A 24,156-nucleotide genomic window follows, 5' to 3' on the forward strand; every position below is an offset into this window, starting at 1 on the left:
GTGCTACGCGTGCAAAGTCGGTTGAACTCACACGTACCGGCTGTGCCTTGTGGACAATGCCGGTGCGGAAAAATGACTTGTTTGTCGTAGACTACCACAGGAATGCGCGCAGTTCTTTGCTGCGCTGCACTCCGGTGCTGCTGCCTTTTTTACTACTATTTGTTACAAAGCAACATTACGCCGCGTTCGTATCTTTCAGCACGCCGCGCTTGATCTGGTCCAGCTCGATCGATTCGAACAGGGCGCGGAAATTGCCTTCGCCGAAGCCCTGGTCGCCCTTGCGCTGGATGATCTCGAAGAAGATCGGGCCGATCACCGTCTGCGTGAAGATTTGCAGCAACAGTTCGCGTTCGTTTTCCGTGCTGTGGCCATCGATCAGGATGCGCAGGCGGCGCAGTTCTTCCAGCTGCTCGCCATGGTTGGGCAGGCGGCGGTTGACCAGCTCATAGTAAGTTTCAATCGTATCCTGGAAATCGATACCCGTATCGCGCATGCCTTGCACGGACGCGTAGATATTGTCCGTACCCAGGGCGATATGCTGGATGCCTTCGCCATGGTACTGGTCCAGGTATTCAGCGATCTGCGACTTGTCGTCCGACGATTCATTGATCGGAATGCGGATCTTGCCGCACGGCGAAGTCATGGCCTTCGACTTGAGGCCCGTCAACTTGCCTTCGATGTCGAAATAGCGCACTTCGCGGAAGTTGAACAGGCTTTCATAGAACGTCGCCCATTCCTTCATGCGGCCACGGTGCACATTGTGCGTCAGGTGGTCGATATACGTCAGGCCATGGCCGACGGGGTTGGCGACGGCGCCGGGAATGGCGACGAAATCGACGTCATAGATGCTGATGTCGCCGATGCCGCCAGGTGCGGCCGCGTCCGGCTTGTCGGCGCCCTTGCCGCGCCAGCGGTCGACGAAGTACAGCAGGGAATCGCCCACGCCCTTGATGGCGGGGATATTCAGCTCCATCGGACCTGTTTTATTGTCGAAGCCCCAGGCGCCCAGTTCCAGCGCGCGGCGGTATACGAAGGCCGCGTCGTCGACGCGGATGGCGATGGCGCACACGGACGGGCCGTGATGGCGGGCAAAACGCTGCGCGAACGAATCTTGTTCGGCATTGATGATGAAATTGATGTCGCCCTGACGGTACAGGGTCACATCCTTGTGGCGGTGGCGCGCGATGGCCGTGAAGCCCATGTTCTCGAACAGCTTGCCCAATGCTTTTGGGTCTGGTGCTGCATACTCGACGAACTCGAAACCATCGGTACCCATCGGGTTATCCCAAGGCTGAAATTGCATGATGTCTCCTCCAAGAAGTAGCGCACAGTATAGGCGCGGTCTGTGGGCATTAAATGCCAAAGATCTCCCGAACAATCATGATTTGCGCAATAATATTGCGTGAAAGTCGAACCACCGGAGGAAGCATGAGCAAAATTACGCTGGATAAAACGGATCGCAAGATCCTCGCCGTCCTGCAGGCCGATGGCCGCCTGTCGAACCAGGACGTGGCAGAGCAGGTCAGCCTGTCGCCGTCGCCATGCTTGCGCCGCGTCAAACGGCTGGAAGAAGCGGGCGTGATCCGCCAGTACGTGGCCCTGCTGGACCCGGAAAAGATCGGCCTGGGCTTGCTCGCCTACGTCAACGTGCGGCTGGAAAAGCACAGCGACGCCACGGCGCACAGCACGGCGCGCGTGCTGGCGCCGAATCTGGTGACGAATACCTCGCCGCGCGCCGACTTCGCCGTGGCCGTGGCGCAATGGCCGGAAGTGGTGGCCTGCTATGCGATGACGGGCGAAATGGATTATCTGTTGCGCGTGCATGTGGAAGACATGGAACACTTTTCGCGCTTCATGATGGCGACCCTGCTGCGCCACCCGGCCGTGCTGGACGTGAAATCGAGCTTTGCCTTGCAGCGCATCAAGGATACGACGGCCCTGCCCTTACTGTGACGGCGGTGACGGCGGCCCGGGCTTCTTCTTGCGCCCCGGCAAGCGATCCCACAATTTGAACGCGGCACGCGCGTTGGCCTTGAACGTGTAGTCGAACATGGCGAACTGTTCCTGCACGGCTTCCTGCAGCATGCTGGTCGGGTTCGGCGGCAACAGTTTCAGATATGCATCGGCTTCGCCATAGTCGCGCTGGATTTCCATGCCCGCCTTCTTGGCGATATGCATCATCGTCTTGTTCGACGACAAACAATGCATATACAGGGTATCGACATCGTTGTTACGGCAGTGAATCGCCGCCCGTTCGAACAATTTCGACCCGACCCCCATGCCGCGCATGGATTTCGACACGGATACGCCAAACTCCGCCACCTGCTCCTTGTCCGTCACCACGCTTTTCGCCGGCGACTGGTCCTTCGGCGCAAACGCCAGGTGCCCCACGCCCACCAGCTTGAACAGGCTGTTGTAGACGCCGTAAATCATGTCGCGCGAAAAATCCATCTTTTGCACGTACTGGGCCACGAGTTCATCGGGCAAGGCGCTGCCGAAGCGCAGCAGGCGGTCGCTTTTCTCGAGCGACAGGAAATGCTTCATCATGCGGCGCCGGTCGCGCTCATGCAATTGCTTGACGAGCACGGTCGGACGCCCGCCACCGCTACGGCTAAGCCAGCGGCGAAACGGGTTTTGAAACAGCTTGGGTAAGGTCACGTCGACTCCTGGGGGCGGTGCTGCGGCACGTCAGGCTGGTATTGTGCGGTGCAACATTGTGGCGCCATTGTAGCCTATTCCCGCCACTCAAGCCTGGGCCAGGAACGCCTGCACGGCCGCCACCCGCGCCGCGTGGATGACTTCGGGGATGCGTTTCGGCTCCGCACAGCCTTGCGCCAGCGCACCCGCATTCACGGCGCGCGCCGCGTCCAATCCGCCCTGCAGCCGCGCCGCCTGAGGGAAATCGCCAGTGACCAGCCCGTCGCAAGCCACGGCTTGCAACAGTTGCGCAAAGCGCTGCGGCTTGCGCAAGCCGTCGCAGCGCTCGCACAAGCTCACCACGGCTTCGGCGCTCAGCGCCAGCGCGCCATCGATATTGTCCCGTTCGCGCGCCGCCATGACGGCCAGCTCGCGGCACTCATTGGGCACGCGCAAGCGCTCGCTCAGTTTCTCGATGGCATCTTTGCTCATGCGCAGCATCAAGGCCGCAAAACGCACGGGCAAGTCATGACCTTGCGCTGCCGCATGGTCGACGACTTGCAGCAAGCGTTCGCTCAGCGCGATTTCGCCCATGATGCGCGCCAGGGCGCCGCATTCGTGCAGCACCGTCAGCATGCGCGAAGGATGGCTTTCCATCAGCCCCTTGGCCACTTCCTGCCACACGCGCTCGGCCACGAGGGCGTCGACTTCGCCGTCGGCCACCATGCGGCGCATCAAGGTCAGGGTAGCGGGCGCGACAGTAAAAGTATGAAAACGGGCGGCAAAGCGGGCCAAGCGCAAGATGCGCACGGGGTCTTCGCCAAAGGCGTCGGAGACGTGGCGGAAGATTTTGTTGCGAATATCCTCGATACCGCCGAACGGGTCGGTCAACGTCCCGTCCTCGGCCCGGGCGATGGCGTTGATGGTCAGATCGCGGCGCACCAGGTCGTCTTCCAGCGTGACGTCGGGCGCCGTGTGGAAGACAAAGCCCCGGTAGCCGGGCGCCGTCTTGCGTTCCGTGCGGGCCAGGGCGTATTCTTCCTGCGTCTTCGGGTGCAAAAACACGGGGAAATCCTTGCCGACTGGGCGGAAGCCCTGGCGCAGCATGTCTTCCGGCGTGGCGCCCACGACGACGTGGTCGTGGTCTTTCACGGGCAAGCCCAGCAGTTGGTCGCGCACCGCGCCACCGACCGTGTAAATCTTCATAACACTCTTTTCTTATTCAGGTAATTCCGCGTCGTGCTTGGCAGCGACTTCCGTTTCCGCCAGCGCTTCCGTGATCCAGCGGGCCACGGCCGGGTGCGCCTGCACGCGCTCGCAATACGCGTTCAGGGCCGGCGCCAGGCTCACGCCATACGTGCGGAAACGCATGACGACGGGGGCGAAATACGCGTCGGCGATGGAAAAGTCGCCAAACAGGAACTGGTGGTGGCCAAAGCGCGACAGGCACTCTTCCCAGATTTCGCTGATGCGGCCGATGTCGGCCTGCGCGGCGGCCGTGCGGCCACGTCCCGGCAATTTTGCCTTGATATTCATCGACATATCGGTGCGCAAGCCGGTAAAGCCGGAATGCATTTCCGCGCAGATACAACGTGCCATGGCGCGCGCGGCCACGTCTTGCGGCCACATGTGTTTATCGGGAAACTGCTCGGCCAGGTATTCGCAGATGGCCAGGCTATCCCAGATCGTGATCTCGCCCGCCAGCAACACGGGAACCCGGCCGCAGGCCGAATATTCGGCGATCTTGGTGGCCGTGTCGCTCTGGTCGAGCAGCACGCGCACTTCCTGGAACGGGATGCCGAAGGCCGTCATGGCCACCCACGGGCGCATCGACCACGATGAGTAATTCTTGTTGCCGATGATGAGGGTCAGGCCCGGCTCGCGCGCGGCGGCCAGGGTTTGCGTCAGGCTGGGATCAAGGATGGTCGTTTGCATGGTCGGCGGACTTTAGTTAGATGATGGCAAATCGGCGGAAACGGCGCTGTTTTTCGGTCCCACGGTGCCCAGGCGCGCCTTCAGCGACTGCGGGCTCTTCTCGAACAGGGCCGCATAATACGTGGCGTTGGCCATCACGTTTTTCACGTAGCCGCGCGTTTCCGTGTACGGAATGATTTCGGCAAAGACGGCGCCTTCCAGCGGACGCGTCATGGTGGCGCGCCAGATGCGCAGGCGCCCCGGTCCCGCGTTGTAGGCGGCGCTGGCCAGCACTTGCGAACCGTCAAGACCGCCAAGCACCATGTTCAGGTAATTCGTGCCCAGCAAGACATTGGTGCGCACATCGCTCAACGTTTCCGTGACGAAATCGGTGAGGCCGATCTTCTTGGCGACATAGCGGGCCGTCGACGGCATGACCTGCATCAAACCGGAGGCGCCCACGTGCGACTGCGCATCCATGATGAAGCGTGATTCCTGGCGGATCAAGCCATACACCCAGGCCTTGTCCAGACCCAGGGTTTGCGTGGCCGGATGCATGACGTCGTCGTGCGGCGTCGGGTAGCGCTGCGTATAGTCCACTTCCAGGCGCGTGCGGTCCGAGGTATTGACCATGCGGTCGAGCACATTGTTCTGGCGCGCAAATTCCGCGGCCGCCAGATGCTGGCGGTCCGTCATCGAACGCAATTCCCAGTTCCACTCGCGCGTGCCTTCGAAGCGCAGGCGCATGTTGAAGAATTTCAAGGCGCGCTGCAAGCCCGGATTGGCGGCCATGGCGGCGATTTCCGTCGGACTGACCGGCTGGCCCGGCGGCGGCAAGACCAGATGGTTGCCCAGCTCTTCATTGGCCAGCAAGCCATAGAAATTCGACTGGTCGGCAATCGTGCGGTACAGGGCGTCCGCCTGCGGGTTCGGGCGGCCCGGCGTTTCCGCCTGCTGTGCGCGCGCCAGCCAGTACACCCAGGTGGGATCCGTGCGCAAGGACGCCGGCATGGCCTGGATGGCGGCCTTCACCAGTGGCCAGTTGCCTTCACGCAAGGCGATACGCGCCTTCCATTGCATCTGCTCCTGAGTCAGGGGCGCACCATTGGTTTTTTGCCAATATTCGAACGCTTCCGGCGCCAGCGCATACGACGCTTGCAAGGCCAGGCTGGCCCAGCCGATGGCCTGTTCCTGCGGCGTCAATTGCGCGCTCGCCTTTTGCAGGGCCACGACGCCCAGTTTCAAGGTGCTTTTCGCCATGCGGCCGACGGCCACCAGGTACATCTCGTGGTCGGCACGGCTGGCGCCCGCGCCCTTGGCCAGCACCAGCGCCGGCAAGTCGATGGCTTGCGCCATCTTCGCGTCGGAGGCGCCCAGCAGCAGCGCGATGCGACGGGCCGGGCCGGTAGCGTTGGTCTGACCCGCCAGGCGGATCTGCGCCCACAGATCATTCGTGTCGAACTGGCCATTTTGCGCCAGTGCCGCGATCAGGCTGCCGCACGCTTCGCCGTAGCCTGGCGGCGAGACGAGCAGGTTGCGCGCCTCGGACGCCACGTTCTGCCCCTTGGCGGCGCGCGACATCAGCGCGTAGCACTTGAGCTGGGTGTCGTCGTCGAGGGCGAATTGCGGGTATTGTTCATCAAACACGACCCAGTCGCGCTTGCGGCCCAGTTCCAGCAGCCAGTCGTTGCGGAAGCGGTCGGCGATGGCGCTGCCCTTGTAGCGGTTCAGGTAATCGCGAAATTGTGCCTCGGTCAACTGTTTGATGCGCGGTTTCAGCCGATAATAGTCGACATACGAAGGAATCTGGTAATTCGTCAGGCGCCCCGCATAAAAGTCGGCTTTTTCGACGTCATCCTTGCGCGCGGCGTCGCGCAGCAGCAGGAAGGCATCGTCCTCGCTGCGCGTGTCGGGAGCGGCGGGCGTTACGGTGGCGGACACCTGGGCCAGGGCGGCCAGGGGAGACAAGGCCGATGCAACACACAGCATCGTGCCGGCAATCCATTTCAGTGGGGAAATCAATGTACGACTCTCAATCTTAACTTGATGGTGATATGAATAGCGACCCTAGAATAACATGCGATCCGGCTGCACGGCCACCCATTGCGCCACAGGAAAAAGCCGGCTTGCGCAAAGCCTTGCTGGCGGCCCGGCGCGCCCTGCCCGACGCCACGCGCGCGCAGTGGGATGCGGCCATCGCGCAGCGCCTGCTGGACTGGTGCGCGCAGGAAAACATCGAGGAACTGGGCGTGTACTGGCCCCTGCATGGCGAGCCGGACTTGCACGACGCGTATGCGCAGCTGGCCGCGCGCGGCGTGCAATTAAGCTTGCCGGTGGTGCTGGAAAAGCATGCGCCGCTGGCGTTTTCCAGCTGGACGCCGGGAGAAGCGATGGTCAAGGATGGCATGGGCGTGGCCGTGCCCGCCGAATTGCGCCTGCGCCCGGCGCCCGCCACCCTGCTGGTGCCTTGCCTGGGATTCAATGAGCAACGGTACCGGCTCGGCTATGGCGGCGGGTATTACGACCGCACCCTGGAACACGCGCCACGCCCCCGCACCCTCGGTGTGGCATACGGCTGTCTGAAGGCGTCATTTGCCAGCGGCACATATGACATCGCCCTCGATCACATCGTGACGGAGGGCGATCTGCTCTGACGGATCAGATGAAAGTTACTTGACCAGGCGCTGCCACAGTGCGGTCGTAGGCGCCGCCTGGTTCATGCTATAGAAATGCAAGCCTGGCGCGCCGCCTTCCAGCAGGCGTTCGCACAAGCCCGTCACCACGTCCAGGCCAAAAGCCTTGATGGACGCGCTGTCGTCGCCGAAGCTGGCCAGTTTCAGACGCACCCAGCGTGGAATTTCCGCGCCGCACATGTCCGAAAAGCGCATCAGCTGCGTGTAATTCGTGATCGGCATGATGCCGGCCACGATGGGCACGTTGATGCCCATCTTCTGCGTCTGCTCGACAAACTGGAAATACGCGTCGGCATTGTAGAAGTACTGGGTGATGGCCGCATCGGCGCCGGCCTGCACCTTGCGCGCGAACGCGTTCAGGTCGTCCTGCGGCGAACGGGCTTGCGGGTGCACTTCCGGATAGGCAGCCACTTCGATATGGAAATGGTCGCCCGTCTCGGCGCGGATGAATTCCACCAGCTCGTTGGCGTAGCGGAACTCGCCCGAGGCACCATAGCCGCTCGGCAAGTCGCCGCGCAAGGCCACGATGCGGTTCACGCCGGCCGCCTTGAAGTCGGCCAGCACGGCGCGGATCGATTCGCGCGAACCGCCCACGCAAGACAGATGGGGCGCGGCCTGTTCGCCGGCCGCCAGGATCTCGCGCACGGTGTCCAAGGTACCCTGCTGCGTGGTGCCGCCGGCGCCAAACGTCACCGAGAAATACTTCGGATGCAATTCAGACAACTTGACACGCGTGGCGCGCAGCTTTTCCGCCCCTTCCGGGGTTTTCGGCGGGAAAAACTCAATACTGAAGTTATGCTTTTCCATCGTCGTTGCTCAAAAGTAAGGTCGACAAGGCCCAGGAAATGATGCTGTACAGAATGGCACCGCCCACGGCCGACCAGAAACTGGCGACATGGAAACCAGCGATCATCTGCGCCACCAGCCAGAACATGAAGCCGTTGATGATCAAAATGAACAGGCCCAGCGACAAGAACGTCACGGGCAGGGTCAGCAGGATCAGCAAGGGACGGATCAGCGCATTAACCAGCCCCAGCACGGCAGCGGCCAGCAGCGCGGTCCAGCCGCTGCTCATCGTCACCGAGTGCATCAGGTAAGGGACGGCAAACAGGGCCGCCGCATTGATAAACCAAATCAGTAGCAAGCGCATTTCTCTAGCCTGTCAAAAGTGAGGTCAGGCCGGCGCCAGGCGTCGGCCCTCGGAGGGTGAGTGACAGCCCCGGACTACCGATCAGTAACGGTAGTGTTCAGGTTTATAAGGGCCTTCCGTGCGCACGCCGATGTAGTCGGCTTGCTCTTGCGTCAGTTCCGTCAGCTGCGCATTCAACTTTTTGAGTTGCAAACGAGCGACTTTTTCATCGAGGTGTTTCGGCAAGGTGTACACGCCGACCGGGTAGTTGGCCGTGTTCGCGTACAGCTCGATCTGCGCGATCGTCTGGTTGGCGAACGACGAGCTCATCACGTACGACGGGTGGCCCGTGCCGCAACCGAGGTTGACCAGGCGGCCTTCGGCCAGCAGGATGATGCGGCGGCCCGACGGGAAGATGATGTGGTCGACTTGCGGCTTGATGTTTTCCCACTCGTATTGTTTCAACGAAGCAACGTCGATTTCATTGTCAAAGTGACCAATGTTGCAGACGATGGCCTGGTCTTTCATGCGCGTCAGGTGATCGTGCGTGAGGATATGGTAGTTGCCGGTGCAGGTGACGAAAATGTCGCCGTGTTCGCACGCGTAATCCATGGTCACGACGCGGTAGCCTTCCATCGCCGCCTGCAGTGCGCAGATCGGATCGACTTCCGTCACCCATACTTGCGCCGACAGGGCGCGCATGGCCTGGGCCGAACCCTTGCCCACATCACCGTAACCGGCGATGACGGCGACCTTACCGGCGATCATCACGTCGGTGGCGCGCTTGATGCCGTCGACCAGCGATTCGCGGCAGCCATACAGGTTGTCGAACTTCGATTTCGTGACGGAATCGTTCACGTTAATCGCAGGGAAAGCCAGCTTGCCTTCCTTGTGCATTTGATACAACCGGTGCACGCCGGTGGTGGTTTCTTCCGTCACGCCGAGGATTTCAGGCAGACGCTTCGAGTACCAGGTCGGGTCGGCCAGCAAGTGTTTCTTGATCGAGTTGAACAGGCAGATTTCTTCGTCCGAACCGGGGTTGGCCAGTACCGACAGGTCGGTTTCCGCGCGCACGCCCAGGTGCAGCAGCAGGGTGGCATCGCCGCCATCGTCGAGGATCATGTTCGAGTAGACGGCCTTGCCATCCACGTTCGGCCATTCGAAGATGCGGTGCGTGTATTCCCAGTAGTCGTCCAGCGACTCGCCCTTGACGGCGAACACCGGCGTGCCGGCGGCGGCGATGGCGGCGGCGGCGTGATCTTGCGTGGAGTAAATGTTGCACGATGCCCAACGCACTTGCGCTCCCAGTGCTTCCAGGGTCTGGATCAGCACGGCGGTCTGGATGGTCATGTGGATGGAACCGGTGATGCGCGCGCCTTTCAGAGGCTGCGCTGCCGCGAATTCTTCGCGGATGGCCATCAGGCCAGGCATTTCCGTTTCAGCAATCTTGATTTCTTTGTCGCCCCATGCGGCCAAGGTGATATCGGCGATGGTGTAGTCGTGTTGCGATTTGAGTACGGCGTTCATCACGCCCTCCTTTCAGTTGTTGAAAAAGGTACGTGAGCGCAGTTGCAGGATATTCCGAGCCTGGCGAATTTCTTCGTCGCAACGCTCCTCGGACACGGGATTTTATCATTGTCAAGGCCGCCGCGCCAGCCTGTTTGCACGGCATTGCCACGTAACAACACATAAAAAAAGCGCCCGCGGCCAGCAGGCCGGGGCGCTTTTCTTGCAAATCCAACTAGATTACTTCAGGCCGGCAGCGTCGCGCAGCAGGGCGACCTTGTCCGTGCGTTCCCACGTGAATTCCGGCTCTTCGCGGCCGAAATGGCCGTAGGCGGCGCTCTTCTGGTAGATCGGGCGCAACAGGTCGAGCATTTGCACGATGCCTTTTGGACGCAGATCAAAGTGCGCCAGCACCAGCTTGGCGATTTCCGCGTCGGGAATCACGCCCGTGCCTTCCGTGTAGACGGTGATGTTGATCGGCTTGGCCACGCCGATGGCGTAGCTGACCTGCACCTGGCATTGGCGCGCCAGGCCGGCCGCGACGATGTTTTTCGCCACGTAGCGGGCCGCGTACGCTGCCGAACGGTCGACTTTCGACGGGTCCTTGCCCGAGAACGCGCCGCCGCCGTGCGGGGCTGCGCCGCCGTAGGTGTCGACGATGATCTTGCGGCCGGTCAAGCCGCAATCGCCTTGCGGACCGCCGATGACGAAACGGCCCGTCGGGTTGACGAGGAATTTGGTCTCCGTCAGCCATTCGCGCGGCAGGATCGGCTTGATGATTTCTTCGATGACGGCTTCTTCGATCTGCTTGTGCGAGATTTCTGGCGCATGCTGGGTCGACAGCACGACCGTGTGCACGCCGACCGGGCGGCCATCGACGTAGCGCAGCGTGACTTGCGATTTCGCATCCGGGCGCAGCCATGGCAAACGGCCATCCTTGCGCAGCTGCGACTGGCGCTCGACCAGGCGGTGCGCGTAGTGGATGGCGGCAGGCATCAGCTCGGCCGTTTCATCGCAGGCGTAACCGAACATCAAGCCCTGATCGCCAGCGCCTTGATCCAGGTCAATGCCCGCACCTTCATCGACGCCTTGCGCGATGTCCGGCGATTGCTTGTCGTAGGCCACCAGCACGGCGCAACCCTTGTAGTCGATGCCGTATTCCGTGTTGTCGTAGCCGATGCGTTTGATGGTTTCGCGCGCAACTTGAATATAATCCACATTGGCGTGCGTGGTAATCTCGCCAGCCAGCACCACCAGACCGGTGTTGCACAGGGTTTCGGCAGCCACGCGGGCGGCTGGATCCTGGGTCAGGATGGCGTCAAGAATGGCGTCGGAAATTTGATCGGCAACCTTGTCGGGATGGCCTTCCGAAACGGATTCGGAAGTGAAGAGATAGTCGTTTGACATTGCAAGCTCCTGTTTACTATGTGAATGTTCTGTCGCAGTAAAGAGGATTTTGCCTGCGACGCTTTAGCGAGATTTATATTCCGCATCGCAAGTTGTCTATTAACTCAGCGGTTACTGCATACGTGGTATTTTACGCTTCTTAAAAAATTTTGGCACGGCAACACGCCATTCCTGGAAACAGCTTATACATGTTAGTCCCAATTTTCCGCTTCTTATCGATCTTTCCCCTGCCCGTCCTGCATGGTCTGGGCGCTGCGCTCGGCTGGGTAATTTACGCCATTTCCCCGTCCTACCGCCGCCGCATGCGCGAGAACCTGCAAGGTGCGGGGTTTTCGCAACACTTGCACACGGCCGTGGCCGAAGCGGGCAAGAGCGTGCTGGAACTGCCGTTCATCTGGTGCGCGCCAGCCGAACGCGTGGCGCGCCATGCGACGGTGGAAAACTGGGAACTGGTGGAAAAAGCGCTGCAGCACGGCCGCGGCATCGTCTTCCTGACGCCGCACCTGGGCTGCTTTGAAATCGTCGCCCAGCAAATCGCGCTGCGCACGCCGCTCACCGTGATGTACCGCCCGCCCAAGCGCGCCGCATTGAAGCCGCTGATCGAAGGGGCCCGCGCGCGCGAAAACCTGATGCTGGCGCCGGCCAATATGTCGGGCGTGCGCATCTTCGCCAAATGCCTGAAGAAGGGCCAGCCCATCGGCCTGCTGCCCGACCAGGTGCCGCAGGAAGGCGAAGGCGTGTGGGCCGATTTCTTCGGCCGCCCCGCCTACACCATGACCCTGCCCGCCAAGCTGGCGCAGATGGGCGGCGCCGAAGTCATCATCACCTACGCGGAACGCCTGCCGGGCGGGCGCGGCTATGTCGTGCATTTCGTGCCCTTCACCGAGTCCCTCGACAGCACCTCGGCCGAGCAGGCGCGCACCATCAATGCGGCCATGGAACAATTGATCGCGCGCAGCCCGGCGCAATACCTGTGGAGCTACAATCGCTATAAAGTGCCGCGCGGCGCGCCGCCGCCCACGCCCGCCGCGCCCGATGCCGCCGGGGAGCAGGCATGAGACTGCTGATCGCCTTCATGTGGCTGCTGCACTGGCTGCCCTTGCCCATCCTGGGCCGCTTCGGCGTGGCCGTCGGCAGCCTGCTGTTCATCGCCATGCCCACGCGGCGCAAGATTGCCCTGACGAATCTGCGCCTGTGCATGCCGGAATTGACGGAAGCCCAGCGCGTGGCGCTGGCGCGCCAGCATTTCCAGGCGTATTCGCGCAGCGTGTGGGAACGCAGCATCCTGTGGTGGTCGTCGGAAGAACGCCTGAACCGCCTGATCAAAAAGGTGCCCGCCTTCCCGGGCCTGCAGATCGCGGCCAAGCCGACCATCCTGCTGTGCCCGCACTTCGTCTGCCTCGACGTGGCCGGCGCCGCCACGGCCATGGAAATTTCCGCCTCGTCGATGTATGTGCAGCAAAAGAACGCCGCCTTCGACCAGGCCTTGCGCAACGGCCGTTCGCGCTTCAAGCCGCCCAAGCTGTTTACACGCCAGGACGGCATCAAGACGATCCTGCGCGCACTGCGTGACGGCTTGCCGTATTTCATGCTGCCGGACATGGATTTCGGCGAAAAAGATGCGGAATTCGTGCCCTTCTTCGGCGTGCCCGCCGCCACCCTGACGGCCACGGCGCGCCTGGCGCTGGCCGCCAAGGCGCAAGTCATTCCCGTCATCGCCACCTTCCTGCCCAATTACCAGGGCTGGCAAGTGACGTATTACCCGGCGTGGGACGATTATCCGGGCGACGACATCACGGCCGCCACGCGCCGCATGAACGAATTCATCGAAGAGCGCGTGCGCGAAGCGCCGGCCGAATATTTCTGGACACATAAACGCTTCAAGACGCGTCCGGAAGGCGAAGCATCGTTCTACAACCAGCACAAGTGATACGGCAGACCATGAAACTCCAATTTACCAAAATGCATGGCGCCGGCAATGACTTCATCGTCATCGACGCCATCCATCAAGACATCGACTTCACGCCAGCCCAGTGGCAGCGCCTGGCCGACCGCCGTTTCGGCATCGGCGCCGACCAGATCCTCGTGGTGGAAAAACCGCGCCTGCCCGGCTGCGACTTCCGCTACCGCATCTATAACAACGATGGCGGCGAAGTCGAGCAATGCGGCAACGGCGCACGCGCCTTCGTCAAGTTCGTCAGTGAAAAAGGCTTGTCCGACAAGACCAGCATCCGCGTGGAAACCATGGCCGGCATCATCGCGCCGCGCCTGGAGATCGACGGCAGCATCACGGTCGACATGGGCGCGCCCGTACTGGAGCCAAAGCTGGTGCCGTTCGACGCCAGCGGCATCGATGGCGTGGCGCAAGGCAAGGACACCGTGTGGCCGCTGGATCTGGCGCTGCCGGGCCAAACGTCGCCCGTGCTGGTGTCCGTCGTCTCGATGGGCAATCCGCACGCCGTGCAAGTGGTTGACGATGTCGATGCGCAAGACCTGGACGCGACGGGCCCGCGCATCGAGCACCACCCGCGCTTTCCCCGCAGGGTCAACGCCGGCTACATGCAGATCGTCGACCGCCAGCACGTGAAACTGCGCGTGTTTGAACGGGGCGCGGGCGAAACCCTGGCATGCGGCACGGGCGCCTGCGCCGCCGCCGTGGCGGGCATCTTGCGTGGCTTGCTCGATTCCCCCGTGCGCATCAGCGCGCGCGGCGGCGAACTGTCGATCGCCTGGCAAGGCCCCGGCCATCCCGTCCTGATGACGGGCCCGGCCGTGACCGTGTTCGAAGGCACGATCGAGCTGTAAGCGGGTGAAAGTCAGGCCACCAGGAACTGCTGTTCCTGCGCAACGTCGAGTTCCGCCAGGTAGCACTTCAGGCGGTACAGGCGCTGCCGGTAATTGCCTTCCGGCCCCGCCACGCCGCAATCGACGCGCTCGAACAGGCGCACCGCCTGGTCGAGCAACTGGCGCTCCTGCGCCGTGCGGATCAATGCCAGGCGCCGCTTGCCGCGTCCATGCGTGGCGCTGATATCGATCAACAGACAATGCCCTTGGTCGGCCGCGTGTATATCGAGCAGCAATGCCTCGGCACGCGACAGATGAAAGCAGCGCGCCAGCGCCAGCCGCATCGCCAGCAGGGGATGGCTCTGGCCCAATTGCCGTAAATGCCCATCGGCGTGCATGGCGGCGCACTGGCCCCAGTCGCCGGGTTCGCCTTGCGGCGCGATCTTCGCCAGCGCCGCCTCCGCCTCGCGGCTGCCTTGCGCCTGCGCCTGCAGCAGCCAGTACGCGGCCCGCACATCGTTGTTGACGCCATCGCGGCGATTACGCCAGGCATGCATGCCGCACTCGAGCTGGGCCGGGCCATGCCCGAGGTCGGCGGCACGCTCCAGGCAGGAATGGGCTTCGACCACATTGCGCTGGGAAAATTCCGGTTTCGTATAGATGCGCGACAGCACGAACCAGGCTTCGGCCAATCCCTGCTCGCCAGCCTGCGTCAGCCAGCGCACGGCCCGCTTGAAATTGGCCGCGCCGTTGCGCGTGGCCAGCCGCTGGCCATGCGCATCCATGCGCGCATAGCCGAGTCCCAGCTCCAGCTGCGCAGTACGGTCACCGCCATGCGCGGCCAGCTCGCAACACTGCCAGCCTTCGGCATCGCCGCCAGGCGCCAGGGCCTGGGCGCAACGCGACAGCAACAGCACCTGCTGCGCGTCGAGGGCGATCGTGCGCGCCCCGGCCGCCGCCTGGCGCTGCAGCAGCTCGCGCGCCAGCGGCAAGCCTTGCGACAGGAAACCCGCATGATTGCCCTGGCTCCAGGCCTGCTCCAGCCACGAGTACAGCGGCGCGTCGCCATCAAGGACTTGCTCGCCAGCAAGGCTGGTGTCCGGCCCGGCAGCGGCAAGCGATCCCTCTTGCATGGACAACAGCCATTGTGCATCGGGCAAGCCGGCCCGCACGGCGGCGTCCAGCGCCACGCGCGCCTTGGCGCGCAAGGCTTCACAGTGGCTGGCGGCATTGCCCAGCACCAGTTGCGCCAGCACCAGGCCCGCCTGCACCAGGCCCGCATCGAACGCCTGCGCGTAATACGGAATCAGCGCCTTGGCTGCCGGCTGCGCCACTTCGAACGGCACATGCGTGCCAATCAGCAAGCACGCTTCCTCGCTATCCTCCTGGGCCGCCCGCGCCAGCCAGTGCAAGGCCGTGGGCAAGCTTTGCGGCACGCCCTGCCCAAACAGATACACCCGTCCCAACGCCAGCTGGCAAGCGACATCGCCCGCGCGTGCGCCCTTGATCAATCCTAATGTTTCGCGATTTGCCATCGATTCTCGATATTGAGTCAATGATTCTAATAATAGTGAGCCATCTCCAGGCCCATCCATGCAGGCCGTCCCTTAGTGTAACGTCCTTGTGTCATAAATCCGACTAAGCCCGCTTAAGAACTTGATTCAACGCAACAATGTCCTGGCCCTGACACGCCAAGATGGCGAGGCGCCGCTGGCGCAACGATGGAAGAACGCTGACCCTCGGCGCGGGATCGGCAGAAACCGTGCGTTACGAAAATACAACAGGGGCATGCAGTTATGCCGCTTTTCACCAATCTTTTCACGCACATTTGACCAATCCCGCACGTCTTGCGCGCCGACGAATTAAGGTTCATTCATCGAAACGCGACAGTTAGCGCATTTCAATCTGCTCGGATCTCGGACGGAACTCACTTTTAATAGGGAATAAGACATGAAAAAATCACTCGTTGCCCTCGCACTCTTCGGCGCCTTTGCCGCCACAGCACAAGCGCAGTCGTCCGTCCAAATCTACGGCACGATCGATGCTGGCCTGGGCAAATTGACTGGTGAAACCACCAAAGTCACCAAGCGCGACAACAACAAGCTGGGTTTCAAGGGCACGGAAGATCTGGGCAATGGCTTGAAAGCTATTTTCCAACTGGAAATTCGCTATGAATCCGACACGGGCACCATCGAAAACACCTCGGGCATCAATTCGCGTCCCCTGTTCCAGGGTCAAAGCCGCGTCGGCCTGCAAGGCGACTTCGGTACCGTACGCCTGGGCCGTGGCCTGACCGCTTTCCAGGAATCGAGCACCGCATTCGAACCATGGTCGGGCATGCCTACGACCGCCGGTTTCCAGACCGACCTGACCGTTGCCGGCTACACCAGCGATCCACTGAGCGCGCCAGGCAACTCGCGTAACCGCTTCTCGAACGCCGTGTTCTATAACTCGCCAGTCATCAGCGGCTTCCAGTTCAACGCCACTGTCGCCGCCAAGGAAGCCAATAACAACGCAGCTGTCAACAATCCGCCGGGCTCCAACAACTACTTCGTGCCAGCCAATGCCGTACCGGCGTCGAACCCATACTCGATCTCGGCCACGTACAACTATGGCCAATTCGCCGGTATGGCCGCGTATGAGCGCAATGGCCTGCAAGCCAAGCTGTGGTCGGTTGCCGCATCGTTCAATCCGGTAACGGAACTGAAACTGATGGCGTCGTACCAGCATCAGGATGACAGCAAATTCAAGATCATCAACACCGACACCAAAGCATGGCTGGTTGGCGCCAACTACGACGTCGGCCCAGGCAAGGTTCGCGCTGGCTACGGTCAAAAAACGCCAGACGGCGTGGCCAAGACCAAGCAGGCATCGCTGGGCTACGACTACAACCTGTCGAAGCGCACCTACCTGTACGCGGACATCTCGAACCGCAAGGATGTTGTTTCGAAGACCTACATCGGTCTGGGCGTACACCACAACTTCTAATGCCCGGCCTGTCACCCTCCGCGGGTGATTGCTGAGCTAAGAATGCAAGGCGGCATGGGCAACCATGCCGCTTTTTTCATGCGCGCGCGGAAAATGCATCGACGCTATCCCCTTTGCGCCTATGCCGCCGCACTCTCGGTTAGAATGAAGTGTTCAACTTTCACTGACAGATATTCTCAATGACCGCCACACTCGATTCCAGCACCGTCGCCCAGTACCTGAGCGAGCACCCGAATTTCTTCGAAGAGCATACCGCCCTGCTCGGTGAGGTCAAGCTGAGCAGCCCGCTGACGGGACGCACCATCTCGCTGCAGGAGCGGCAGATGGAAGTGATGCGCGACAAGTACAAGGCGCTGGAACTGCGCATGTCCAAGCTGAGCCGCCTGGCCGAGGAAAATGGCGACATCGCCAGCAAATTCCACGGCTGGAACCAGGCCATGCTGCAAGTGCGCAACGATGCGGACATGCCGCGCGTGCTGGTCGACGCCTTGCAAAGCAATTTCGACGTACCCTGCGTCAGCCTGCGCCTGTGGCAAGTGCTGCCGGAACACGCGAACGGCTGGTTCACGGAAGATGTGACGGCCGACGTGCGCATGTTCGCCAACAGCCTGCAAGCGCCGTACTGCGGCAGCAACCGCGATTTCGAAGCCGTGCACTGGTTGCAGGCCGATAAGATCGAATCGACCGTCATGATCGCCCTGCGCGCCCCGAACACCACGGGCACCTTCGGCTTGCTGGTGCTCGGTTCGCCCGACAGCGAACGCTTTACCTCGAGCATGGGCACGGACTTCCTCGTGCATATCGGCGCCACGGCCAGCGCCGCCCTGGCCGCGCTGCGCGCCGGCACGCCTGCCTGAGCACGCCATGGAGGCGCGCGGCAAGGCTGACTGGCTCGACGCCTATCTGGCGCAGCTGGCCACGCAGCGCAAGCTGTCGCCGCATACGCTGGATGCCTACGGGCGCGACTTGCGCGCCTTGCTGGAACTGAGCGGCAATACGCCCTGGACGGCGCTGGCGCACAATGAAGTGCGCCGCTACACGGCCAAGCTGCATGCCGGCGGCCTCGACCCGCGTTCGATCGCCCGCAAGCTGTCGTCGTGGCGGGGATTTTTCAACTGGCTCAGCGGCGAGACCCCGCTCGACGCCAATCCCGTCGACGGCATCCGCGCCCCCAAGCGGGCCAAGACCTTGCCGAAAGCCCTGTCGGTGGACGATGCCGTGCGCCTCGTGGCGCCCGCGCAACACCAGCAAGGCGCCGCCGAACCGGAACAGCTGTGCAACCGCGCCATGTTCGAACTACTGTACTCGAGCGGCTTGCGCGTGTCCGAACTGACCAGCCTGGACACCCACTATTGCAAGGCCGACGGCGGCCAGCCCGCCTCGCTGGGCTGGCTCGACATGGCCAGCTTCGAAGTCATCGTCACGGGCAAGGGCAACAAGATGCGCAAAGTGCCCGTCGGCAAGGCGGCCCTCGTGGCCCTGACCGCCTGGCTGGGCGTGCGCCCGCCAGCGGCCGATGGCAGCGCTGCCTTGTTTTTAAGCACGCGCGGCACGCGCATCTCGCCCCGCGTGCTGCAGCTGCGCCTGAAGGCGCACGCGCTGGCGACGGACATTCCCGCCAACGTGCACCCGCACGTGCTGCGCCACTCGTTCGCTTCGCACGTGCTGCAATCGTCGGGCGACTTGCGCGCCGTGCAGGAAATGCTGGGCCATTCCAGCATCACCTCGACCCAGGTCTACACGGCCCTCGACTTCCAGCACCTGGCGCACGTGTACGACCAGGCGCACCCGCGCGCCAAGCTCAAGTAGGCAGCGGCGCCGGTGGGGCAGCCTGATCCATATCAAGCGGATGGGCGCGCATTTGCAAGCTTTTGCAAAATTCCGGCATAATCGTCCGCATTCTTCCGCTTGCGCGGCGGCACCACCGATTACAAGGCATCTCTCATGGCACTGATTCCAACCACCATCCTCACCGGTTTCCTGGGCGCAGGCAAAACCACCTTGCTCAACCGCATACTGCAGGAAGAGCATGGCATGCGCATCGCCGTGATCGAAAACGAGTTTGGCCAGGAAAACATCGATAACGAGATCCTGGTGCAGGATAGCAACGAACACATCATCGAGATGAACAACGGCTGCATCTGCTGCACCGTGCGGGGTGACCTGATCGTGGGCCTCACGGAACTGGCGCGCAAGCGCGACGCCGGCTTGCTGGCGTTCGACCGCGTCGTCATCGAAACGACGGGCCTGGCCAATCCCGGCCCCGTGGCGCAAACCTTCTTTGTCGACGAAGAAGTGGGCAGCCACTACATGCTCGACGCTATTATCACGGTAGTCGATGCCCGCCATGCGATGAAGCAACTGGACGAATACGAGGAAGCCCAGCGGCAAGTGGGCTTTGCCGACAAGCTGCTGCTGTCGAAGACCGACCTCGTCAGCGAAGACGACGTGGCCGTCCTGACGCGCCGCCTGAAACGCATCAACCCGCGCGCGCCCATCGCCAAGGTCGATTTCGGCCGCGCGCCGCTGGCCGAGGTGCTCGACATCCGCGGCTTCAACCTGAATGAAAAGCTGGAACTGGACCCGGATTTCCTGGCAACGGAAACGGCGCACGTCCACGACCACGATCACGCGCATGAGCACGCAGATGAGCACGGCCACGGGCACAAGCATGAGCATAGCGACGCCTGCGCCACCGACTGCGGCCATGCCGACCATCACCATGCGCAGCACAGCGACGATATCGCCGCCTTTGTTTTCAAGAGCACGCAACCGTTCGACAGCGCCAAGCTCGACGAGTTCCTCGGCGGCCTGGTGCAAGTGTATGGCCCGCGCATGCTGCGCTACAAGGGCGTGCTGCTGATGCAGGGCGCCGAGCGCAAGGTGGTCTTCCAGGGCGTGCACCAGCTGATGGGCAGCGACCTGGGCGCCAAATGGGGTGAAAATGAAGTGCGCGGCAGCAAAATGGTGTTTATTGGCAAGAATCTACCAAAAGACATTTTTATTCGCGGACTCGAACAATGTTTGGTATAAACTAGCCGGGTTTTGCAAAGTATCCGTTGCAAAGCAGAAACAAAAGGGAAAGTTAAGCACGCTTTCCCGCTGTCTGACACCCGTCTTGCTGGCATAAACCAACAAGTAGCCGTTTCTGATCGGCTAGTCAACAAATCGGGATGGCAATATAAAGCAAAGCGTGCCAAAATCAGCGACGAAAACGGCCCATGTCGTTCGCCTGTCATGAAATGCTGGCAAACTGCCGCTGGCCGCATGCCAGGCATGCAACCGATCCACCCAACACGCCTGTTGACGCGCGCATAGCGCGACTGGCATAGAGCGGTAAAAAGTTATCAACATGGCACCTTAGCCGGCCGGTAGTCCTGGCTTTCGCCGGCAAGCCAAGGTCGCACGCAGTACAGCGGGACAGCAATGCCAAGCGGAACCTGTACAGTTGCTCGGTATCGCCGCATCAACTGATCAATTTGAAAACTCTGTCGTATCGAAGGTAAGCGAAGTTATGACCAAAACTAATAAATCGACCCCGGCCGCCAACCAAGACATCCCTCTCATCAGCGAAGACCAAATTCGCGCCATGAGCGAAGATGACTACATGAATCCGGCACAACTGGCATTCTTCAAGGCGCGCCTGCAGCAGCTCGAAAAAGACTTGCTGAAAAACGCCGGCGAAACCACGGAACACTTGCGTGAAACCGTGCTCGTACCGGACCCTGCCGACCGCGCCACCATCGAGGAAGAGCATGCGCTGGAACTGCGCACGCGCGACCGCGAACGCAAATTGCTGAAGAAAGTGCAGCAATCGATCGCCAGCATCGACGCCGGCGACTATGGCTGGTGCGAAGAAACGGGCGAGCCTATCGGCATCCCGCGCCTGATCGCCCGTCCGACCGCCACCCTGTCGCTGGAAGCCCAGCAACGGCGCGAACTGAAGCAAAAGCTGTACGGCGACTGATCGCCCTCCCCTTGCGCGGCCGCCCCGGCGGCCCGCGATGGCGAATAAAAAAGCACACGACCTCCGGTTGCGTGCTTTTTTTTCGTCCCGCGCCGACTACACTGAAGCAAACACTGCCGCTTGCAATTGCCTTTTCCATCCCCACTTTTGAGCCATGGGCGCGCAATCGCATGGCCTTGCACGCATCGGCACGAATCTTTTGAGGTCACTATGGAACAATTTCACGGCACCACCATCCTCTGCGTCCGGCGCGGCAAGCAAGTCGCCCTGGGCGGCGACGGCCAGGTAACGCTGGGCAACATCGTCATGAAGGGCACAGCCCGCAAAGTGCGTAAGTTGTATCAGGGCAAGGTCCTGGTCGGCTTTGCCGGCGGCACCGCCGACGCGTTCACCTTGCTCGACCGCTTCGAAGGCAAGCTGGAAAAACACCAGGGCAACCTGCTGCGCGCCTCCGTCGAACTGGCCAAGGACTGGCGCACCGACCGCGTGCTGCGCCGCCTGGAAGCGATGCTGCTGGTGGCCGACAGCGAGTCGACCCTGGTCATCACGGGCAATGGCGACGTGCTGGAACCGGAAGACGGCATCGGCGCCATCGGCTCGGGCGGCACCTACGCCCAGTCCGCCGCCAAGGCACTGCAGGAAAACACGGAGCTCTCGCCGGCCGAGGTGGTCAAGAAATCGCTGACCATCGCCGCGGAACTGTGCATCTACACGAATATGTCCCACATCATCGAGACCCTGGACTAAGAGTCCCCGAGAAAACGCCCATGGCTACGTTGCATGGCCTGGGCGTACAAAAAGGTACTGCCTGCGGCCAAGCGCCTTGCCCTGAACGTTTTTCGGGCACTCTACGCAAAAGAAAGATAGAAAGCCAACTATGATCATGAACATGACCCCGTCGGAAATCGTCACCGAACTCGACAAGCACGTGGTGGGCCAGGCCAAGGCCAAACGCGCCGTCGCCATCGCCCTGCGCAACCGCTGGCGCCGCCAGCAGGTGGCCGAGCCCCTGCGCCATGAAATCACGCCCAAGAACATCCTCATGATCGGCCCCACGGGCGTCGGCAAGACGGAAATCGCGCGCCGCCTGGCCAAGCTGGCCGAGGCGCCGTTCATCAAGATCGAAGCGACCAAGTTCACGGAAGTGGGCTATGTGGGGCGCGACGTCGACACCATCATCCGCGACCTGATCGACATCGGCATCAAGCAGACGCGCGCGCTGGAAATGAAGAAGGTGCGCGCGCGCGCCGAAGATGCGGCCGAAGACCGCGTGATCGACATCCTCGTGCCGCCGGCGCGCGACTTCGGCTTCACGCCGAATACGGCGGCGGCCGTGGACACGGGCAGCGGCGACAGCACGCGCCAGACCTTCCGCAAGCGCTTGCGCCAGGGCGAGCTCGATGACAAGGAAATCGAGATCGAGCTGGCCGAGGCGGGCCCGCAAATGGAAATCATGGCGCCGCCGGGCATGGAAGAAATGACGGAGCAGATCAAGTCCATGTTCTCGGGCGTGGGCGGACAGCGCAAGAAGGCGCGCAAGGTCAAGATCCGCGAAGCATTGAAACTGCTGGTCGAGGAAGAAGCGGCGAAGCTGCTCAACGAAGATGAACTGAAACAGAAGGCCATCCAGAACGTCGAGCAGAACGGCATCGTCTTCCTCGATGAAATCGACAAGATCGCCTCGCGCTCGGAGTCCGGCGGCGCCGACGTCTCGCGCGCGGGCGTGCAGCGCGACCTGCTGCCGCTGGTCGAGGGCACCACCGTCAACACCAAGTACGGCATGATCCGCACGGACCACATCCTGTTCATCGCCTCGGGCGCGTTCCACCTGTCGAAACCGTCGGATCTGATCCCGGAACTGCAGGGGCGCTTCCCCATCCGCGTGGAACTGGAATCGCTGTCGATCTCGGACTTCGAACGCATTCTCACCAGCACGGACGCCTGCCTGACGATGCAGTACGAAGCCTTGCTGGCGACGGAAAACCTGAAACTGCAATTTGCGCCGGAAGGCATCACGCGCCTGGCGGAAATCGCCTACTCGGTAAACGAGCGCACGGAAAACATCGGTGCGCGCCGCCTGCACACGGTGATGGAAAAACTGCTGGAAGAAGTGTCGTTTACGGCCAGCGAAGGCAGCAGCAGCACGGAAAACCTGCTGGTGATCGATGCCGCGTATGTCAACGAACGCCTGGAAGCGCTGTCGGTCAACGAAGACCTGTCGCGCTACGTGCTGTAATCAGGGAGGGGACCGATGGCAAACAAGGCATTGGCGACGCGGCAGAAAATGCAGTTCCGCGTCGAACCCTCGCAAAAACCGCGCAACCCCGTCGCCACTGCAGCCCTGCAGCGCGCCGCCGGGGCGCACGTCAAGACCGTGTCAGGCCAGCGCCAGCAGGAAAAACGGCTGCTGGCGAAATTGCTGTTGAAAGTCGAAATAGACAAATAGGCCGCCCGCGGACACCCTTTTCATAGGGCGTCCGCCATCAGGCCACTCTCTGCCGCAGCAGCGTCCCCTTAGAAACGGTAGGACGCGCCCAGCGAAAACATGTCGACCTTGGTCGTCTGCTTGCTGCTGTACTTGACCGGCACGCGGTCCCAGTCCAGGTGCAGCGCCCAGTTCTTGTTCAGCGCATACGCCGCGCCGATGCCGTAGGTCAGGCCGATCTTGTCCTTCTTGTCCGAACCGCCGCCCAGATAATCGACCTTGCCCTGCGTGTAAGCCGCACCGGCACGGCCGCTCAAGGTAAACGCGTCGAACTGGTAGCCGAGCACGCCCTGTATGCCGAGGCCCGTGAACTTGCCGCGGCCCGCGCGCCGGCCGGCGCCCGTGTCGAAGCCGGACTTCACCTCGCCGCCCATATACCCCACCAGTTCAATCGAAGGCAGGGCCACGCCGCCCTGAAACGGCAGCGCGTCGAAACTGTAACCCACGTAGGCCTTGCCATTGCGCTTGCTGCTTTTGTCGCAATCGCTTTGGCCGGCGATGCAATCGAGGCCGGTACTGGCGCGAAAGCCATAGCTGGCGCCAATGTAGATGGGGCTTGCCGGATCGGCAGCCGATGCATGCAAGGGAGCGATGGCGGCCAGCGCCAGCAGCGCTGCGGGGAAACGTAATTTGAAGGACATGGATA

Annotated in this window: 24 protein-coding genes and 1 riboswitch; of the genes, 13 read left to right on the forward strand and 11 right to left on the reverse strand. The window is 61.9% G+C overall.

The window, feature by feature from the left end; genetic code table 11:
- Positions 1 to 175: 175 nt before the first annotated feature.
- Positions 176 to 1,303 (reverse strand): 4-hydroxyphenylpyruvate dioxygenase, encoded by a 1,128-nt coding sequence (gene hppD, locus OX460_RS18805; protein ID WP_099665780.1) that lies wholly within the window; start codon positions 1,301 to 1,303, stop codon positions 176 to 178.
- 125 nt (positions 1,304 to 1,428) lie between these two features.
- Between hppD and OX460_RS18810 the strand changes: the two genes are divergently transcribed.
- A complete protein-coding gene (locus OX460_RS18810) occupies positions 1,429 to 1,953 on the forward strand; it encodes an Lrp/AsnC family transcriptional regulator (protein ID WP_034753092.1) in 525 nt (174 codons plus the stop codon).
- Here OX460_RS18810 and OX460_RS18815 read toward each other — a convergent pair.
- From OX460_RS18815 to OX460_RS18830, 4 genes are all read right to left on the reverse strand, one after another.
- Complete coding sequence (locus OX460_RS18815) at positions 1,945 to 2,658, reverse strand: GNAT family N-acetyltransferase (protein WP_099665781.1); 714 nt, start codon at positions 2,656 to 2,658, stop codon at positions 1,945 to 1,947. The genes OX460_RS18810 and OX460_RS18815 overlap by 9 nt on opposite strands.
- An 87-nt stretch (positions 2,659 to 2,745) precedes the next feature.
- Complete coding sequence (locus tag OX460_RS18820; protein ID WP_289899558.1) at positions 2,746 to 3,843, reverse strand: multifunctional CCA addition/repair protein; 1,098 nt, start codon at positions 3,841 to 3,843, stop codon at positions 2,746 to 2,748.
- Positions 3,844 to 3,855: 12 nt separating this feature from the next.
- Positions 3,856 to 4,572, reverse strand: coding sequence for a glutathione S-transferase family protein (locus tag OX460_RS18825; RefSeq protein WP_289899559.1), 717 nt, complete (start codon positions 4,570 to 4,572; stop codon positions 3,856 to 3,858).
- Between the two features lie 12 nt (positions 4,573 to 4,584).
- Complete coding sequence (locus OX460_RS18830) at positions 4,585 to 6,573, reverse strand: lytic transglycosylase domain-containing protein (protein ID WP_289899560.1); 1,989 nt, start codon at positions 6,571 to 6,573, stop codon at positions 4,585 to 4,587.
- A gap of 104 nt (positions 6,574 to 6,677) precedes the next feature.
- Between OX460_RS18830 and OX460_RS18835 the strand changes: the two genes are divergently transcribed.
- Positions 6,678 to 7,205 carry a 5-formyltetrahydrofolate cyclo-ligase gene (locus OX460_RS18835; RefSeq protein WP_289899561.1) on the forward strand — a complete coding sequence of 176 codons (528 nt, stop codon included), beginning with the start codon at positions 6,678 to 6,680 and terminating at the stop codon, positions 7,203 to 7,205.
- A gap of 15 nt (positions 7,206 to 7,220) precedes the next feature.
- On the opposite strand, the gene metF is transcribed toward OX460_RS18835, so the two are convergent.
- The 4 genes from metF to metK all read right to left on the reverse strand — a co-directional run bounded on the left by metF (position 7,221) and on the right by metK (position 11,286).
- Positions 7,221 to 8,051, reverse strand: coding sequence for a methylenetetrahydrofolate reductase [NAD(P)H] (gene metF, locus OX460_RS18840; protein ID WP_034783533.1), 831 nt, complete (start codon positions 8,049 to 8,051; stop codon positions 7,221 to 7,223).
- A complete protein-coding gene (locus OX460_RS18845; protein WP_099665786.1) occupies positions 8,038 to 8,394 on the reverse strand; it encodes a phage holin family protein in 357 nt (118 codons plus the stop codon). Before OX460_RS18845 ends, metF begins: the two co-directional genes overlap by 14 nt.
- A gap of 81 nt (positions 8,395 to 8,475) precedes the next feature.
- Positions 8,476 to 9,900 (reverse strand): adenosylhomocysteinase, encoded by a 1,425-nt coding sequence (gene ahcY, locus OX460_RS18850; protein ID WP_092713571.1) that lies wholly within the window; start codon positions 9,898 to 9,900, stop codon positions 8,476 to 8,478.
- A gap of 27 nt (positions 9,901 to 9,927) precedes the next feature.
- Positions 9,928 to 9,996: riboswitch (S-adenosyl-L-homocysteine riboswitch) on the reverse strand.
- Between the two features lie 123 nt (positions 9,997 to 10,119).
- Positions 10,120 to 11,286: a methionine adenosyltransferase gene (gene metK, locus OX460_RS18855; RefSeq protein ID WP_034783537.1), complete on the reverse strand. Its 1,167-nt coding sequence runs from the start codon at positions 11,284 to 11,286 to the stop codon at positions 10,120 to 10,122.
- Positions 11,287 to 11,474: 188 nt separating this feature from the next.
- On the opposite strand from metK, the gene OX460_RS18860 reads away from it, so the two are divergent.
- Genes OX460_RS18860 through dapF form a run of 3 tightly spaced genes read left to right on the forward strand, consistent with a single transcriptional unit; the run spans position 11,475 to position 14,091 of the window.
- Positions 11,475 to 12,344, forward strand: coding sequence for a lysophospholipid acyltransferase family protein (locus OX460_RS18860; RefSeq protein ID WP_099665787.1), 870 nt, complete (start codon positions 11,475 to 11,477; stop codon positions 12,342 to 12,344).
- Positions 12,341 to 13,216, forward strand: a complete 876-nt coding sequence (locus tag OX460_RS18865) for a lipid A biosynthesis acyltransferase (protein ID WP_289899562.1) — start codon at positions 12,341 to 12,343, stop codon at positions 13,214 to 13,216. The genes OX460_RS18860 and OX460_RS18865 overlap by 4 nt, the downstream gene beginning before the upstream one ends.
- An 11-nt stretch (positions 13,217 to 13,227) precedes the next feature.
- Positions 13,228 to 14,091, forward strand: coding sequence for a diaminopimelate epimerase (dapF, locus tag OX460_RS18870; RefSeq protein WP_289899563.1), 864 nt, complete (start codon positions 13,228 to 13,230; stop codon positions 14,089 to 14,091).
- Between the two features lie 11 nt (positions 14,092 to 14,102).
- Here the strand turns inward: dapF and OX460_RS18875 are convergent, their stop codons facing one another.
- Positions 14,103 to 15,605, reverse strand: coding sequence for a hypothetical protein (locus OX460_RS18875; RefSeq protein ID WP_289899564.1), 1,503 nt, complete (start codon positions 15,603 to 15,605; stop codon positions 14,103 to 14,105).
- A 415-nt stretch (positions 15,606 to 16,020) separates the two neighbouring features.
- Here OX460_RS18875 and OX460_RS18880 point away from each other — a divergent pair, with 415 nt between their 5' ends.
- From OX460_RS18880 to OX460_RS18915, 8 genes are all read left to right on the forward strand, one after another.
- The gene (locus OX460_RS18880; protein ID WP_099665790.1) at positions 16,021 to 17,058 is read left to right on the forward strand and encodes a porin; all 1,038 of its coding nucleotides are present in this window, start codon (positions 16,021 to 16,023) and stop codon (positions 17,056 to 17,058) included.
- Between the two features lie 179 nt (positions 17,059 to 17,237).
- Positions 17,238 to 17,915, forward strand: coding sequence for a DUF484 family protein (locus OX460_RS18885; RefSeq protein WP_099665791.1), 678 nt, complete (start codon positions 17,238 to 17,240; stop codon positions 17,913 to 17,915).
- A 7-nt stretch (positions 17,916 to 17,922) separates the two neighbouring features.
- The gene (locus OX460_RS18890; protein ID WP_289899565.1) at positions 17,923 to 18,867 is read left to right on the forward strand and encodes a tyrosine recombinase XerC; all 945 of its coding nucleotides are present in this window, start codon (positions 17,923 to 17,925) and stop codon (positions 18,865 to 18,867) included.
- Between the two features lie 135 nt (positions 18,868 to 19,002).
- The gene (locus OX460_RS18895) at positions 19,003 to 20,091 is read left to right on the forward strand and encodes a GTP-binding protein (protein WP_251349446.1); all 1,089 of its coding nucleotides are present in this window, start codon (positions 19,003 to 19,005) and stop codon (positions 20,089 to 20,091) included.
- Between the two features lie 481 nt (positions 20,092 to 20,572).
- A complete protein-coding gene (dksA, locus tag OX460_RS18900; protein ID WP_034753066.1) occupies positions 20,573 to 21,025 on the forward strand; it encodes an RNA polymerase-binding protein DksA in 453 nt (150 codons plus the stop codon).
- 210 nt (positions 21,026 to 21,235) lie between these two features.
- The gene (gene hslV, locus OX460_RS18905; protein ID WP_099665794.1) at positions 21,236 to 21,772 is read left to right on the forward strand and encodes an ATP-dependent protease subunit HslV; all 537 of its coding nucleotides are present in this window, start codon (positions 21,236 to 21,238) and stop codon (positions 21,770 to 21,772) included.
- Between the two features lie 136 nt (positions 21,773 to 21,908).
- Positions 21,909 to 23,261 carry an ATP-dependent protease ATPase subunit HslU gene (hslU, locus tag OX460_RS18910; protein WP_285817091.1) on the forward strand — a complete coding sequence of 451 codons (1,353 nt, stop codon included), beginning with the start codon at positions 21,909 to 21,911 and terminating at the stop codon, positions 23,259 to 23,261.
- Positions 23,262 to 23,276: 15 nt separating this feature from the next.
- Positions 23,277 to 23,471, forward strand: coding sequence for a hypothetical protein (locus OX460_RS18915; RefSeq protein WP_099665795.1), 195 nt, complete (start codon positions 23,277 to 23,279; stop codon positions 23,469 to 23,471).
- 68 nt (positions 23,472 to 23,539) lie between these two features.
- Here the strand turns inward: OX460_RS18915 and OX460_RS18920 are convergent, their stop codons facing one another.
- Complete coding sequence (locus OX460_RS18920; RefSeq protein WP_289899566.1) at positions 23,540 to 24,151, reverse strand: outer membrane beta-barrel protein; 612 nt, start codon at positions 24,149 to 24,151, stop codon at positions 23,540 to 23,542.
- Positions 24,152 to 24,156: the final 5 nt, after the last annotated feature.

The sequence above is a fragment of the Janthinobacterium sp. SUN033 genome, from assembly GCF_030397595.1.
Taxonomy (GTDB): domain Bacteria; phylum Pseudomonadota; class Gammaproteobacteria; order Burkholderiales; family Burkholderiaceae_D; genus Janthinobacterium; species Janthinobacterium kumbetense.